Here is a 15,086-nt window from a genome sequence, read left to right as displayed (position 1 = left end):
ATAAGCAAGAAATTAATATGAAATATTTATTATTTGGAGGAGCTCCCGAAACGGGAAAAACAGGTGCCATAACAAGGCTGGAATTGTGGCTTATTACTACAAAAAGATTTACGGTTAAAGCAAATTGGAATTATCCACCAAGTGCTACACATCGTGATTTTAGAGTGATTTTGGAACGCTTTGATGATAACGGAAATTTAATTAGAATTTATATAAACTCAGCTACAGATACAAAACAAATTATTCAGGATTGTAAAGATTTTCATGATGCTAATCTTCCGGTTGATATCACTATAAGTAGTATAAGAGATGTATTTGATGTCAGGCAGCATTTTTTTACTGTTATGGAAGTAGATAATACGAAAGATTATATTTTAGAAGTGCCTTTAGGAAAAGTTCGAAGAGGAACTCATCGTAGGTTATGTTTGAATTGGTATGAGAAAAAAATTGATAATTTAGTAAGTACTGTATTAGAAAACAATCCATTTAGCTTGTAAATTGATTATCGGTGTTCACTTAAAATTTCATATATAAATTATTTTCTTTGGTTTACGGTTTCCCTCAGTTTTTGTTATAGTGCTTTTTGTAGGTTTGTGTATTATCCTTTAGGTAAAATTTTAAGGGCAATACTATTTTAAATTACAATATGAAAAAAATAATTAGCTTTTACCTAAAAGCCTTTTTAACTATATCTTTTATATCCATACCTTTTATTTTTATTGCTTTTGAAGATCTGTATGCAAAAACATTCAGTTATAAAATATGGATAGCTACGTTTTGTCCTCAACTTATTTATATTGTATATGTGTTCTGGAAAGAAAATTTATATGATAATTTTAAAAACAGCTTTTTAGCTAAAGGTTTCAGTAATAAGGCAATTTTACTAACTTGTTTACTTCCGTTTATTATATATTCTTTGCTCGTTGGTTTTAAATTAATCAAAGTCTACAATTATAGTAATTGGGATAGTGAAATTATTGTTTATTTTCTTTTAATATTTCTTTCAGCGTCAGTAGAGGAAATTCTTTTTAGATTTATTCCGTACAAAGTTGTGGTTACTGATGTTTCCATAAAAGATATAATCTTGGTTTCTTTATTTTTTAGTCTGTTTCATTTATTCAATCCAAATGTTAATGTAATAGGATTGGTTAATGTTGCGATCGCAGGTGTTTTTTTAGCTTGATTTATTTAAAAAGTAATTCAATTCTATTGACAAGCTTCATACATGCATTTTGGAATTTTTCCATTGGGTGTTTATTAGGAAGTAATGTTAGTGGGATTAAAGTAATAAGCATCTTAGGATATGTTCCTGAAAAACCATTCTTTTTAAGTGGAGGCGATTTTGGTTTTGAAGGATCTATTATAACTAGCGCAATTTTCATAATATCTTGTTTCTTTTTATATAATTTGAAACCAAATCAATTATTCTACAAGAATATTAATGAATGAAAACAATACAAATGCATATTTATACGTTAATAAGTTTCTCGGGAATCTAATTGCCTTAGCCCAGACAGAAGCGGCATCCTTTTACTGCTTTCTTTAAGCGGGAAAAGATATAGTGGATGGCTGGAAATAGCTCCAAAAACCTCAACTCAAAAACCTCCAAAACCCCAATAAAAACTGTATCCTGTATACCAAAACGTATAATAATTACACACTCAAAAATCACTTGAAATACTTAAACTGCTAGAAACCAGTAAAAAATAATAATGGCACAAGGCTTGCAAAATGGGATAATGTAAAATCCTTTCCGATAAATGAGAATAACGAAATCGGAGGGAAAGCAAATTAAATAAAAGCCCATAGAAAGCAATCAAAAGTAGTGTCATATGAAAAGTGAAACCTTAACATCAGAACAATTTTATACTTCAAATCCAGATCTTAGTAACGAACGAGCCTTAAAAAGTTCCATTTTTCGAATTAGTAATGACAATGTAGCAGCAAAAAAAGTAAGCGAGCGCACCAAAAGTAAATTCGGATTATTTGTGTTGGTAAGCACATTTGCCTTATTGTTTGTTGGAGCGTACTCCGTATATCATTTACAATCCGACTTTGATCAGTTTCAGATCGACCGAATGAATTCTTCTTGGGGATTTCCGTTTTTGGTCGTTGCAGGAATATTATTTGTTTTTCAAACCGGAGTATTTCTGTATAATTTATACTTGTATTTTAACTACAAACCAATCGAATCAGTTTCGGACGAAATGTTGCCAACTTGTACCGTAATCGTTCCTGCATATAACGAAGGAAAACTGGTTTGGGATACTTTATTGAGTTTGGCAGACAGTGATTTTCCGGCGCATAAACTAGAAATTTTAGCAGTTGACGACGGAAGTAAAGATGATACTTGGTACTGGATGCAACAAGCCAAAATAAAATTAGGCGATCGTTTAACTATTTTTCAACAACCTGAAAACAAAGGAAAACGTCATGCTCTTCACCGTGGATTTGAACTAGGAATGGGAGAAATTTTTGTAACGGTTGATAGTGATTCAATCGTGAAAAAAGATACGCTAAGAAATTTAGTAAGTCCGTTTGTAGTAGACGAAAAATGTGGAGCTGTTGCAGGAAACGTTCATGTATTGAACAGTAAAAAAGCAATCTTGCCAAAAATGCTTAACGTAAGTTTCGTAATGAGTTTTGAATTCATGCGTTCTGCCGAAAGTAAATTAGGTTCTGTACTTTGTACTCCTGGAGCAGCGGCGGCTTATAGAAAAACTTCGGTTTTTGCTTGTCTTGACGAATGGATCAACCAAACTTTTATGGGACAACCATCTGATATTGGCGAAGACCGTGCGATGACAAATATGATTTTGAAACAAGGTCAACATGTTGTATTTCAAAGAAATGCTTATGTATTGACAAACGTTCCTGAAGAATACACCGGATTATACAAAATGTTCATTAGATGGAGTAGAAGTAATGTGCGTGAGAATATTGCAATGGCTAAATATGTTTTCACCGATTTTAGAAAAGAATCTAAATTTGGAGCCCGTCTTTTATGGTTCAACCAAGCGCTGAAAATCGTTATGGCGTATCCGTTCATGATTTTTATGTTCGTGTTTATCGCCATGCATCCGTTATTATTTTTAAGCTCAACATTATTAGGAATCTTAATTGTATCGAGTTTTCCGGTCTTGTTTTATGCTAAAAGATACAATCTTGCAGATTCGCTTTGGGCATATTCTTATAGCGTTTTCTACACCTTCAGCTTATTCTGGATAACACCTTATGCCATTGTTACCGCCAATAAAAGAGGCTGGTTGACACGTGGTTTAGTCTAAAAATAATTGTAATTAAAAAAATAGAATTGATTTGTTTTTTTGCAACTCCTGTTCATCTGAGCAGGAGTTTTTTTATGCACTAAAATGTTGTGGTAATTTTTTTTAGGAGCTAATCCCGCTTTCCGTTCCAATCTTTTATGGCTCCCGAAGCCTCGGGACTGCCATAAAAGAATTTTCTCCCGACACTTCGGGACTATCGGGGCTAGGGCACTCATTTTCATAACAATATTTTCGTAAATAATCGTATCCTGTTTCAGGCATAGCCCGTGGTTTCAACCATGGGAAACGAATCGAAATAATACACGATGCTATATTTTATCCCAACGGTTTAAACCGTTGGTTACGTTTTTATTCGGATTTTTAATCTCTTCATCAAATCTGCAGTTTTTGAATTAGAACACATGAATCTATGGTTGAATGTGTTGGATAATGTTAAGCATATATTATGGATATTATCTTTTGAAAAAAATAATAAATAAAAGAATGTTCATTCATTTATTATTTTATCTTTGTCAAAAATAATCAGTATGAGAGTAAGAGATGTCGACAAAGAAAAATTGGTAATCGAAATGGCAATTGACCAAATTGTGCGTGACGGATTTCAAGGTTTCAGTATGAACAAGCTCGCGAAGGCGTGTTCTATTTCTGTTGGCACGCTCTACATTTATTACAAAGACAAGGATGATTTGATTCAAAAAATAGGTGCCATTATCGCGCTGAAATTTTTTACAAGTACAGTAAAAGATTTTGCGCCCGAAATGTCATTTGAGGAAGGTTTATGGAGACAGTGGGAAAACCGCGCCAACTTTACCATGAAATATCCGAAAGAAGTTGCATTTTTTGAGATCATAAAACATTCTCCTCATTCAGAAGCTATTCTGGATTCTATTAAAGAGTTTGCAGATTTTAGAAAGATTATGAGTGAGTTTATTGACAATGGACTTCGTAAAAAAGAAATTGTCCCAATGACATTTGAGGCTTTTTGGTCAGTGGCTTACGGACCTTTATACACATTGTTGAATATGCATACTGAGGGTAAGAGTATGGGAGGAAGACCATTTAAACTTACCAAAGAGATTATGAAAGAAGCTTTTAAGAGTACAATTAAAGGACTAAAACCATGAAAAATTATGGAAACGAATTTGAATACAATACACATTTTCAAAACAAATATTAAACAAATCAATCCAGATTGTGATATGCACAGAACGCTGGATAATCATTCGGATATAGAACAATGGAGCATCGATCATGAAGATGTTGATTGCGTGCTTCGCGTCGTATCGAATGTATTAAAACCTGACGCCATTATTGGTATGATCAACGAATTTGGTCATGAATGTCAGGAATTATCTTAATCAAAAAAAATAACCAATTTATATGGAAAAAACTTCTGGGGACAGCCCCGCTTTTACTTCACACCAAAAAATCATTATAGCCATATTAGCCCTTTTGCAATTTACAGTTATACTTTGATTTTATGGTCATTTCTCCGCTTGGAGATATCTTAATGAAAACCCTGAATATGACGACCGCAAACTTTGGTTTTGCCGTTTCTGCTTATGCTTTTAGTGCCGGAATTTCGGGATTAATGGCAGCGGGTTTTGCTGATAAATTTGACAGAAAAAAACTTTTAATCTTCTTCTATACAGGATTCATCATTGGTACCGTTTTCTGCGCGCTTTCAACAAGTTACATGACGTTGCTTGCGGCAAGAATCGTTACCGGACTTTTTGGTGGTGTAATAGGTTCTGTGTCTTTGGCAATTGTAACAGATTTATTCGTTATTCACCAAAGAGGACGCGTTATGGGATTCATACAAATGGCTTTTGCTACAAGTCAGATTTTAGGAATTCCGGTTGGTTTATATTTTGCTAATAATTGGGGATGGCATTCAGCATTTATTATGATTGCCGTTTTAGGAGCCTTGATTCTTATTGCAATTATCACACAAATGGAGCCAATCACAAAGCATTTAGAAGTGCAATCAGACAAGAGTCCGTTTTTGCATCTTTGGCATACTTTGAGCAATAAACGTTATCAGGTTGGTTTTGCATCGATTGCATTTCTTTCTGTGGGAGGTTTTATGTTACAGCCTTTCGGAAGCGCATTTCTAGTGAATAATATTCATATTAGCCAACTCGAATTACCAATGGTATTTTTCTTCACCGGACTTTCGGTACTATTTATAATGCCTTTGGTTGGAAAATTAAGTGATAAAGTAAGCAAGTTTAAATTGTTTGCAGCAGGTTCTATACTTTCGATCATTATGATTTTGATTTATACGAACTTAACGCCAATTCCACTATGGGAAATTGTAGTAATCAATATGATCTTATTTATGGGAATCATGAGTCGTATGATTCCTGCAACAACGCTTAATACAGCAATTCCGGGATTGGAAGATCGTGGCGCTTATATGTCAATATCTTCGTCTTTACAGCAAATTGCCGGTGGAATCGCCGCTGTTTGTGCCGGATTTATTATACATCAAAAAACTAAAACTTCTCCATTGGAAAACTATGATATACTAGGATATGTAATTGCGGTAATTACACTTTTGACAGTATTTTTGATTTGGAGAGTAAATCAGTTGGTAAAATCAAAAGATCACGATATTAAAGAATAGCATTTTTTATTATCAATTCGGATATGTTAAACCCTGTAAAATAGTTGTTTTACAGGGTTTTTTTATGGAATAAAGAGACTGGTTTTGAACGTTTTATTTATTTTGAAAAGTCTTATTGTGTTGTTATATAGTCGTTTAAGGTCTTCTTGAGTTTTAATGACGATGTAAATTTGCAGACTGAAATTAAAATCTAAACAATAGTTGATATCCTGTTTTGTAAAACCATTCAAGTTGTTTCATAAACATCAAAATTGTTCGGAATTTTTTAAACTGTATTTTTATGAAAACATTTAGCCTGATCTTATTTTTTGCAATAACTTTTTCTGGAGGAATAAAAGAATATAAAACAAATAGTTTGTCTACAGATATTGAACCAGAAAGGTTTAATAGTCGTGTAGCCGAAGTAAAAGCAATGATTCACGCTAAAAGTAATTACAATACTAAAATTGCTTTTTTTGTTGATATGAAAATTAAGTCCGGCAAAAACAGGTTTTTTGTTTATGACTTAGAAAATGATAAAATCCTGGATCAGGGACTTGTCGCCAACGGTTCCGGTTCTGAAACTAATGTTAGGGGAGATTTAAAATTTAGTAACGAACCCAATTCAAAAAGTACTTCGCTAGGCAAATATGTTATCGGAAAATCATATAAAGGAATGTTTGGCAAATCGTATAAATTGCTTGGTTTGGAAGAAACGAATAGCAATGCAATGATGCGGGCAATCGTTTTACATCCGTACTCAGCAGTTCCGGAAGAAGAGCAGGATTATTATATTTCGAATAGCAAAGGATGTCCAATGGTAAGTGAAAAATTCTTTAAAAGATTGGAGAAGATAATTGATGGTTCTAAAACTAGTATAGTTTTGAATGTTTATTATTAGGTGAATAATGTAAAAGCTTGTCGGTTATCGACAAGCTTTTTTTATTGTAGTTGCTTTTTAATGGCACATGGATGATGCTGATTGAACTGATTTACGCAGGATTTTGTTGAAACTTTCGTTAGATGGTAAAACTGTATGATGGATTAAAATCCATCCCTACAATATGTCTCGTTTCTCCGGAACTCTATGTAAAATTCCGGAGGAATGATTTATATTGTAGCAACGGATTTTAATCCGTTGAAACGGCGATTCAAATGATAATCATTGTTTGTAAATCCAATCTTTGTCGAGTTACTTGCGGAGATTTCTCCTCCGTCGAAATGACAATATTGTGTAAATACAATTAACTTCAAGAATTCCAGATTCCGGTTTGGGCTGTTTCTTTCGCGTAAGCGGAAAAATCTTTTGCTTTCCTGCCCAAGACTTTTTCGATGTCAGAAGTTATGCTTGAATTTCGTCCGTCTAGTACTTGTTCGAAAAGATAATTTATTAACCAAATATGATCTTCGGGAACTTGATATTCTTTCAGCATTTGTGTGTATTCGTCTAAAGCTAAAGGCTGAAAAGTGATGTTTCGACCGCTAACCTCAGCAATTTCATTAACGACTTCTTTAAAAGTTAATAATCTCGGACCGGTTAATTCATAAGTCTGACCGTTGTGTTTATCGTCTAAAAGTGCTGCTGTAACTACCTCAGCAATATCATCGGCATCTATGAAAGGTTCTAATGTTTCTGCTCTTGGTAATGCTACGATTCCCGCTAAAATTGGATCTAGGAAAAAGCTTTCGCTAAAATTTTGGTTGAACCAACTTGCCTGAACAATCGTCCATTTTTTTGCATTTTGCTTTACAATTTCTTCGCAAATTTGCGCTTCTTTTTCGCCTCTTCCAGAAAGTAAAACGATTTTCTGAACGCCTAATTTTGTGGCAAGACGTGTAAAATTCTCAATTGAATCTTCGGCTGTTGGAATTGCCAAATCAGGCTGAAAAGTAATATAAACTGAATCAATATCCTGAAGAACGGCTTCCCAAGTTTCTGGTTTTTCCCAATCAAAAGGAATTTTCTCATTTCGGGAACCTAAACGAATTTCGATATTGGCAACTTGTTCTAATCTTTCGGCTACTCTGCGTCCAGTTTTCCCATTGGAACCCAAGACTAAAATTTTCTGTTTGTTCATGTCAATAGTTTTTTAATTGATTATTGACACAAAGTTGCCCCCATTATAAACAAATCATTTGTTTGAAAAGAATTATAATTTGTTTGAAAGGAATTGTTGCTTAACTTCATTTGGACGCATCCCAAATTTCTTATGAAATGCATTCGAAAATGAACTTAAACTTTCGTAACCAACTTCCCAAGCTGATTCTTGCACAGTTCTTTCGCTTTCGCGGAGTAATTCATAAGCTTTGTGAAGTCGTTCTTCCTGAACATATTTAAAAACCGGAATGCCAAATAGTTCTTTAAAGTTCTTTTTGAGTTTGTTACTATTTAAACCTACCATTTGAGATAATTGCGTAATCGAAGGTGGTTTCGAATAGCTATTGGTTACAATTTCTTTGGCTTTATAAAGCTTGTTTTTATCTGTTTCCGAAAAATCAATTTTGGTTCCTGTGGTCAAAAGTGCATAAAAATGTGCTAATAATTCATTGATCTGACTTTTCAAAAACAATAATCGCGTATTGCCGGTATAAGTGGTATTAAAGATTTTCTGAACTGCTAATTGCATATCCAGCGTCATATAAAATGAAGGACCTTTTACAAAATGCTCTTTCGGATTTAGTAATTCAGGAAGATGTTTTTCAAAAATTTCTTTTTCTGCCTGAGGCAAAGAATGCAGTTTTTTGGGTTTGGTAAAAATACTGATCGATTGCAGCGGTTTATCAGGTTCGATCTTGTGTGAGAATTCTACTTTTTGATTTCCGAAAAAACAAATTGCCAAACCTGTTGTATTCGTCAAATACTTGGTTTGATTGTTATGTTTGATTTCTAATTCGACATTTCCAGATCCGTAAAAAGCAAATCCAACGGCGTCGCCATCAATTGCACACTTCTGAACAAAAGTTTTAGAAGTATTCGATTGTTCGATTAAAACAATAAAGTCATTTAATTCTATGATATCTGTTGTCATTGGTTTTTAGATATTTGACTACAAAAAGCATGAAAAGTTACCATTTATTTTTAATTCGGCATTTAAAATAATCAAAGTTTATAAAGAAATGTTGGTACAATAGAAAAACCCGTGGAGCTATAAAAATTAAGGATGAATTTAACCACAAAGTTCGCAAATTTTTTTATGCATATCGGATTTTATAAAAACACAAAGTTCGCAAAGCTTTGTGTTGATCTAGCTTTGCGAACTTTGCGTTTAAAATGATTATTCAATACAAAATATTTTATGTTTCTCCACAGGTTTTGTATTGACCAGAAACGTTTCCTAAATTGAGTTAAAACAAAAAGGGAATAGTTCTGAAACTATTCCCTTTTGAGTATTGATACTTATAAAATTAAGCCTATTTGTGTTCTGTAATTGTAGACTGATTAAGTTTAATAATTCGTATTTTTTTATTTGTATTATCAGACAAGAAAAGACGATCGTTAAGTTGCGCTGTACTAACAATTGTTCCAAAAGGATTTTGTCCCATAATGTCAGAAGCATTCACTCTTGCAGTGTATTTTTTGTCTAAAAATTCAGCTTTAGGATAAAGACGTAAATAGTTTACACTTCCAATATTTTCGGATGTAATTGCCCAATCTTTACTAAAATTGATCGCAATAGGTTTAGCATCAAAAGCTGTATTTGTTGGTTTTAAAGGTTCTTTCAACGAAGCTGCAGCATTAGCTTTAATAGCCGCAATTTTGTAATACAAGTAGCTTTTGGCATCTCTTCCGGCTACTACTAAATTTCCGCTTTCAACATCCAAAGAATAAACCTGGTCATAACCGTTTAAAGTATTTAAAAGCGCGATTGGTTTTAGATCCCAATTGCTGGTTTCAGTGATTTGTGTCGTTTCGAAAACTTTAATAGTTGTATTTTTTTCTTTCACAAATACTAATCCGTCTTTTACGATAACGCCAAACACGTGTACAAAAGTATTCCACCATTGACCATTTCCAACGGTGTTAATTCCTGCAGTTGTCGCTTCGTCCATCACAAAAAGTCTTGAATCAATACTTCCAATATAAATACGGCCATTATCAACGCTAACGGAAGAAAGTTTGGTAAACGGAATTGTAGTTGTTCCTTTTGTATACGCCGAAATTGTTTTTAGATGTTTTAAGGTCAGAGCGTCAAAAATTTCAAAAACGTCTCCATTACAAACGTACAATTTATTGTTGGCAATTGTTATCCCTTGTGGATCTAAGGTTCCTTTTCCGTCCCCAATTTGGGCAGCGCTAATCGAAGTCTCTTCAGTTGGGTAATAATAACTGGTTGTTGGTGAAGTATTATCTTGATTGTCATCTTTGCTGCAATTGGTAAAAAGGCAAAGTAATGCTATAAAAAAAGGTATTTTGTTCATGATAGTTTTAGTGGTTATTTCCATTTTCCTTCTCCTTTATATTTTACTAAAAACGGATTTTTAGGATTAATTTTAAAGACTGGTTTTTTGTAAGTTCCTGTTAGATATTTTGTTTTCGTATATCCTTTTAAGATATCAGGATCTGTAAATGGAAGATCATCTAAAGAAATCAGGTATTTATAAAAATCGGTTAGCATTTCCTGCTGACCGCCACCTTGACCACTATTGGCCAAATTACTACTATGGCTGTAACCGCTGTGATGAGAATATTCGTGTGACCAAACTGACATTTCGCCTAACCAGTGTCCGGTCACATAGCCAGATTCCCATTGCGAAGCTAATGCGCCACCGCCCCAGGCTGAACCTCCTCCGACCATTGCCATATTCAAAGTACGGTTATCGATGTACGTATTATAAGCAGTTTCAATTTGAGCTTTGGTCAGGTAATCATAAACGCCATCTACATCTTCAGCATTTCCGTGCCAGTTGAGCGCGCCATTAACGGTTTCAGTTCCCGCTGCAGCCGCTTGTTCTCTTTTGTATCGGTCAAAATTGATGAATGTATCATAATACAAAGGATGACTTATTGCGTATGAATAATTGATAATCATTGTAATGGCTTCTTTGGCCAAAACAGGATTCATTGGTAAAAATTTATTAGGATCATCAGCAGGATTATTAAGGTGATACTGCGTGCTGAATTGTACTAATCGATTCGATTTTATCTTTTTGAATTTTTCGAATAAAGGATCACTTGATTCTACAGAAAACTGGATTGCTCCAGATGAGAATCCACCGATTTTGTCGATTGTTACGGTTTTCCCATCTTCTAGTTTGTAATCGTGTTTTCCTTCTACTAAAGGAATTTGGTGAAAAGAACGGTGAAAAGCCGGAACTTTAGAAAATTCGAAGATTACAAATCGTTTGTCGTAGTTGGGTAATTTTGCGTAGACTTTTACATCTGTAAGTCCAACTGGGGAATAAAGGGAAATTTGTACAGAATCTTTTCCTTTTTGGATGACTTGCATCGGCTGATTTACCCGAAACCAACGGTCTTTGTTGTCATACATTTTAGAGGAATTTTCAGCGTCCTCAAACATGGTCATAGGTTTATTACCTGCAGGTAAATTGGTTGCGTCGATACTCGACAAATACTCAGCTTTGTAATTTTCGTCTTTTGAATCGTCGCTGCATCCAACAAGGATTCCTGCGAATAATACAAAAGAGAAAAAATAAGAAATGGTTTTTCTCATAAGGTTTGTAGGTTAAATTTGGGATTTTAATTCTAGCACAAAACTATCATTATCCTTGCGGAAAACAAGAATATTGACAGAAAATTGCTGTTTTAATTTGTTATGTAAGTAAGTTTTTTTAGAATTTTGTTACATTCAAATTGTTCATTTATGCCTAATTTATTACTAAAGCGAATGTAAAAAGGAACCAGAAAAAGGACTTTTAAATTTGGTTAAAAGTTAAGTGTTTAAGCATTCTAGTAAACTCTATTGATAATCAAAACGATAAAAAGCTTCAATTGCTTTGTTATTTTGCCAGATCTATATAAAAAAGGTGCTCAATTTGAGCACCTTTTTTATGTTCAATATTTTTAATAGAATTTTTTTATTACTGCCACTCTGTTGGTTGTGTTGCCTAGAGTAACATAAATTTTGTCATTGATAAAAACTGAAAGCCTAGCGCTTGTAAATCCTTTTATCTGCTTTATAATTGTGTTTGTTGATTTTTGTAGTAGACATAATTTGTTTAGATTGTAATCTTGAATAATCATATAATCAGAATTGGAAGGATCTTGAGTTATTCCATACACTAATGATAAAGCAAAATCTCCACTACCTGTAATTGTATTCAATAAAGAATAAGTATCAAGATCGTAAACCTTGATATTTGCACTGGTATGTCCTGCGACATAAAACTTTCGAGCTGTTGTATCAATTTCAATTCCGGATGCTTTATCTGCATCAAAAGATGTTATTAAAGTTAGATCAGATATTTTATGTACTGAGATTTTAGAAATAGGTTGACTTGCAGCTCCATAACAAGATATAAACATTCTGTCAGTCGAGTAATCAAAACGAAAATCTCTATAAATTGACTCTGTTGGTACATAGATAGCATTTAAAGTTACTGAATAATCAATACCTGATATTATATGCACTTTTCCATTAACATTATCTGAACCAACAAAAAATCTATTATTAACAGAATCAAAACCTATAGAAGCAATAAAAAGATCTAAACTGGAAGCAAGTATGGTATTTAACACTTTAAATGTTGTGGCATCTATAAAACTAACTTTTGTTTTAAACTCAACAATAGCGATTCTATTTCCAGTCACATCATAAGCAATACCAACTGGATTTGCATAAGTTGTAGATAAGTAATCTATAACATTTGGGTAAATTGAATAATATCCCATCATAATACTATATCTCCCCCCAAAGCCCCTTGATTTGATACTCTAGCGACAATTCTGGCTTGTGAATATTGTGCTCGTAATTTTAACCTATTATCTGGCGAAATCAATGTTGCGCTTGATCCTGCAACAAATGAAACTGTACCAGTACCAATACTTATAAATTCCCACCATTTACCCGATGTCATTCCAGTTGGAAAAGTAACAACAACTGTACTAGAGGAGTTAATTACATATAACTTAGTCGAATCAGTTAAGGAAACTGTAAAGCTAGCAGTTTTACTAACCTCTGAAATATCTAAATTAACAACCGCTGCTTGAGGCTTTGTATTGCCATCCCACAAATAAGGTGCATCAATTTTTAATTGTTGAAACATTCTTGCATTTCCTGCAATATTTGGATGCACATAATCAGTCCAAAACAAAGAAGCATCCTGTGTAAGACCATCGTTATTAACCGTTAATGCTTTTGCAAAATCTACATAGTTATAAGTACCTAACCTAATCCAATCGTTAGCTTGATTAATGAATGTTTGGCGATCTGATCTTGGAGCTATTGTAGCTAATACAGGAATCGCTCCGGATGCTTGTATTTTGCTAATATATGTTTGAATTCCAGCTAACCATGTCGCATATACAGTATCGTTAGAACCTATGTCAACTAAATGATATGTTGGTGAGAAGAAATCAATATCGTTTCTAGTATTAATTGTTGATATATCTTCACCGCCTCTGCCGGCGATGGCAACATCGCCATTTAATGAATCAAGAAGCAAATTTGAGTATGTCTTACTTGAATCACCTTCAGCATACAGTGCATAACCTTCAACAAATGAGTGACCAGTTACAAGAACTTTCGGAGCGTTTGGAAATTCAGTTGCATAAGTAAACCTTTTAAGTTTAATACTTCCTGAATTAAACATTACTCCCGGAGCCCCCCATTGCCGACCAATACCTGAAATTATTTCAGTTTCTTGATTATACATCAAGGAAATAGTATTGTTTAGGTTAGTTGTGTCAGTAAATGTAAATGTTGTGAAGGCCTTGTTTTTCTTCAATTCTAACAAATACTTTCGGTTAGCTATAATTGAAAAAGGAATACTAATACTTTTTGCAACAGTAGGAATAGTTGAGGAACCATCCCATGATGTATATATTTTTAGCATTGATGTTGAACAATCTACTTGAGCGACTGTACCAAATTGATTTAAAGTTGTTGGTTTTCTAATTAAAGAAAAAATAGATGCGGTGTTTATTATTTGAACTAATGCTCGTGATGATACTCGATCAATAGTAGTATATTTATTTAATAAAGCCGAATTTCCCCAACCTCCACCAGTAGAAATCGCGATTCCATCATTACCAACAGACCAGCCAGTGCTTAATGTTAGTGATGCCGTTCCGTCTTCAAAATTATCATCAAATATTGAAAATGATTTGAGAGAACTTCCCACTGATAAATTTCCAGAGCCTAATAATGAGGTTCCATTAATGGTTTTAATATTAGTACCTGATACTAATGTAGTTTGTTTTCCTGATAATGCCGGAACTGTTGGTCCATCAGCTGTCCCACCTAAATCACCATTTAATCTGACCAATCCTTTTATCGAATTAGTAGCATCTTTTAAATCATCTGTAGTCGCTAGGGTTGCACTTGTACTCGCTCCAATATCTGGAAAATAAAAGTCACCATTCCCACTTCCGTTTAATTTAGTATTTATTGTAGAACTACCAAACTGTAATACTTTTGAATTTAATAATACCTGATTACCATCAGAATCATTAAATTCTAACAAATGACTATTTATAAAGCTAGGGAAAGTAACTCCTGGGGCAATAAAATTAATTTGAGTGCTTAAATTGTTATTATTATTTACCACATCCTGTAAAGTTGGAGGATTTGGAATTTCGTCTTTTGTAGCTAAAATATAACTGCCAGAAGGTTTTTCAGGGAATTTATATTCACTGTTTCCATCTGTAAGTCTCTTCCATACAAGTTTATTAGATTTTAGGTTGTCTTGTGTCGAATGTGTAACATCATCTTTATAGTAGTTAGTATAATCATTTTCAGAATTGTTAGTTACTGCTAAGCCATAAGTAAGTAAATCAGATCTTCTGTCAAAATTAACGTCAAGTGTCGATACATTTGTACTTGCAATAAGAGAATACAATGCATTTTTATCTCCTATTGTCATAAAAGCATTAGTTGCATTATGGCCAGTGTCTAGAACAGATTGTAAATCCTGAGAACCTCCAACTGATACATTAATATTTCCTGTTTCCGGATCAGGTTCATTACCGTTTACTGTTCTAATTCCGTATTTTTTCTTAGTCATTTTCTTGT

The 15,086-nt window shown here is 33.6% G+C and carries 14 protein-coding genes; 7 read left to right on the top strand and 7 right to left on the bottom strand.

The window, feature by feature from the left end; genetic code table 11:
* Window positions 1-17: 17 nt before the first annotated feature.
* Both CLU81_RS05830 and CLU81_RS05825 read left to right on the top strand, forming a co-directional pair.
* Window positions 18-497: a hypothetical protein gene (locus tag CLU81_RS05830; protein ID WP_099708963.1), complete on the top strand. Its 480-nt coding sequence runs from the start codon at window positions 18-20 to the stop codon at window positions 495-497.
* A gap of 149 nt (window positions 498-646) precedes the next feature.
* The gene (locus CLU81_RS05825; protein WP_099708962.1) at window positions 647-1,183 is read left to right on the top strand and encodes a type II CAAX prenyl endopeptidase Rce1 family protein; all 537 of its coding nucleotides are present in this window, start codon (window positions 647-649) and stop codon (window positions 1,181-1,183) included.
* A 1-nt stretch (window position 1,184) separates the two neighbouring features.
* On the opposite strand, the gene CLU81_RS05820 is transcribed toward CLU81_RS05825, so the two are convergent.
* The gene (locus tag CLU81_RS05820; protein WP_099708961.1) at window positions 1,185-1,382 is read right to left on the bottom strand and encodes a hypothetical protein; all 198 of its coding nucleotides are present in this window, start codon (window positions 1,380-1,382) and stop codon (window positions 1,185-1,187) included.
* Window positions 1,383-1,832: 450 nt separating this feature from the next.
* Between CLU81_RS05820 and CLU81_RS05815 the strand changes: the two genes are divergently transcribed.
* The 5 genes from CLU81_RS05815 (at window position 1,833) to CLU81_RS05790 (ending at window position 6,796) form a co-directional block, all read left to right on the top strand.
* The gene (locus CLU81_RS05815; RefSeq protein ID WP_099708960.1) at window positions 1,833-3,287 is read left to right on the top strand and encodes a glycosyltransferase family 2 protein; all 1,455 of its coding nucleotides are present in this window, start codon (window positions 1,833-1,835) and stop codon (window positions 3,285-3,287) included.
* Window positions 3,288-3,814: 527 nt separating this feature from the next.
* On the top strand, window positions 3,815-4,411 hold the full coding sequence (locus CLU81_RS05805) for a TetR/AcrR family transcriptional regulator (protein ID WP_099708958.1): 597 nt from the start codon (window positions 3,815-3,817) through the stop codon (window positions 4,409-4,411).
* Window positions 4,412-4,417: 6 nt separating this feature from the next.
* Window positions 4,418-4,645, top strand: a complete 228-nt coding sequence (locus CLU81_RS05800) for a hypothetical protein (protein WP_099708957.1) — start codon at window positions 4,418-4,420, stop codon at window positions 4,643-4,645.
* 122 nt (window positions 4,646-4,767) lie between these two features.
* Window positions 4,768-5,916 carry an MFS transporter gene (locus CLU81_RS05795; protein WP_233209666.1) on the top strand — a complete coding sequence of 383 codons (1,149 nt, stop codon included), beginning with the start codon at window positions 4,768-4,770 and terminating at the stop codon, window positions 5,914-5,916.
* A gap of 280 nt (window positions 5,917-6,196) precedes the next feature.
* The gene (locus CLU81_RS05790) at window positions 6,197-6,796 is read left to right on the top strand and encodes a murein L,D-transpeptidase catalytic domain-containing protein (RefSeq protein ID WP_099708956.1); all 600 of its coding nucleotides are present in this window, start codon (window positions 6,197-6,199) and stop codon (window positions 6,794-6,796) included.
* A 349-nt stretch (window positions 6,797-7,145) separates the two neighbouring features.
* Here CLU81_RS05790 and CLU81_RS05785 read toward each other — a convergent pair whose 3' ends face one another.
* The 6 genes from CLU81_RS05785 to CLU81_RS05760 form a co-directional block, all read right to left on the bottom strand.
* The gene (locus CLU81_RS05785) at window positions 7,146-7,973 is read right to left on the bottom strand and encodes an NmrA family transcriptional regulator (RefSeq protein WP_099708955.1); all 828 of its coding nucleotides are present in this window, start codon (window positions 7,971-7,973) and stop codon (window positions 7,146-7,148) included.
* A gap of 72 nt (window positions 7,974-8,045) precedes the next feature.
* Window positions 8,046-8,924, bottom strand: a complete 879-nt coding sequence (locus CLU81_RS05780) for an AraC family transcriptional regulator (protein ID WP_099708954.1) — start codon at window positions 8,922-8,924, stop codon at window positions 8,046-8,048.
* Window positions 8,925-9,306: 382 nt separating this feature from the next.
* A complete protein-coding gene (locus CLU81_RS05775) occupies window positions 9,307-10,314 on the bottom strand; it encodes a hypothetical protein (protein WP_233209665.1) in 1,008 nt (335 codons plus the stop codon).
* A 14-nt stretch (window positions 10,315-10,328) separates the two neighbouring features.
* Window positions 10,329-11,567, bottom strand: a complete 1,239-nt coding sequence (locus tag CLU81_RS05770; RefSeq protein ID WP_099708952.1) for a hypothetical protein — start codon at window positions 11,565-11,567, stop codon at window positions 10,329-10,331.
* 350 nt (window positions 11,568-11,917) lie between these two features.
* Window positions 11,918-12,748, bottom strand: a complete 831-nt coding sequence (locus tag CLU81_RS05765) for a hypothetical protein (protein ID WP_144444474.1) — start codon at window positions 12,746-12,748, stop codon at window positions 11,918-11,920.
* Entirely contained in the window at window positions 12,745-15,078 is a 2,334-nt protein-coding gene (locus CLU81_RS05760) for an SGNH/GDSL hydrolase family protein (protein WP_099708950.1), read from the bottom strand. Before CLU81_RS05760 ends, CLU81_RS05765 begins: the two co-directional genes overlap by 4 nt.
* Window positions 15,079-15,086: the final 8 nt, after the last annotated feature.

The organism is Flavobacterium sp. 9 (genome assembly GCF_002754195.1).
Lineage (GTDB): Bacteria > Bacteroidota > Bacteroidia > Flavobacteriales > Flavobacteriaceae > Flavobacterium.
The sequence above is the reverse complement of the archived record's forward strand: the minus strand, read 5'-3'. Positions and strand labels throughout refer to the sequence as shown.

Coding starts and splice junctions, on each gene's coding strand:
- CLU81_RS05820 (WP_099708961.1), bottom strand. CDS start 1,382: ATGAAAATTGCGCTAGTTATAATAGATCCTTCAAAACCAAAATCGCCT.
- CLU81_RS05765 (WP_144444474.1), bottom strand. CDS start 12,748: ATGATGGGATATTATTCAATTTACCCAAATGTTATAGATTACTTATCT.
- CLU81_RS05825 (WP_099708962.1), top strand. CDS start 647: ATGAAAAAAATAATTAGCTTTTACCTAAAAGCCTTTTTAACTATATCT.
- CLU81_RS05770 (WP_099708952.1), bottom strand. CDS start 11,567: ATGAGAAAAACCATTTCTTATTTTTTCTCTTTTGTATTATTCGCAGGA.
- CLU81_RS05815 (WP_099708960.1), top strand. CDS start 1,833: ATGAAAAGTGAAACCTTAACATCAGAACAATTTTATACTTCAAATCCA.
- CLU81_RS05800 (WP_099708957.1), top strand. CDS start 4,418: ATGGAAACGAATTTGAATACAATACACATTTTCAAAACAAATATTAAA.
- CLU81_RS05790 (WP_099708956.1), top strand. CDS start 6,197: ATGAAAACATTTAGCCTGATCTTATTTTTTGCAATAACTTTTTCTGGA.
- CLU81_RS05780 (WP_099708954.1), bottom strand. CDS start 8,924: ATGACAACAGATATCATAGAATTAAATGACTTTATTGTTTTAATCGAA.
- CLU81_RS05830 (WP_099708963.1), top strand. CDS start 18: ATGAAATATTTATTATTTGGAGGAGCTCCCGAAACGGGAAAAACAGGT.
- CLU81_RS05775 (WP_233209665.1), bottom strand. CDS start 10,314: ATGAACAAAATACCTTTTTTTATAGCATTACTTTGCCTTTTTACCAAT.
- CLU81_RS05805 (WP_099708958.1), top strand. CDS start 3,815: ATGAGAGTAAGAGATGTCGACAAAGAAAAATTGGTAATCGAAATGGCA.
- CLU81_RS05785 (WP_099708955.1), bottom strand. CDS start 7,973: ATGAACAAACAGAAAATTTTAGTCTTGGGTTCCAATGGGAAAACTGGA.
- CLU81_RS05795 (WP_233209666.1), top strand. CDS start 4,768: ATGGTCATTTCTCCGCTTGGAGATATCTTAATGAAAACCCTGAATATG.
- CLU81_RS05760 (WP_099708950.1), bottom strand. CDS start 15,078: ATGACTAAGAAAAAATACGGAATTAGAACAGTAAACGGTAATGAACCT.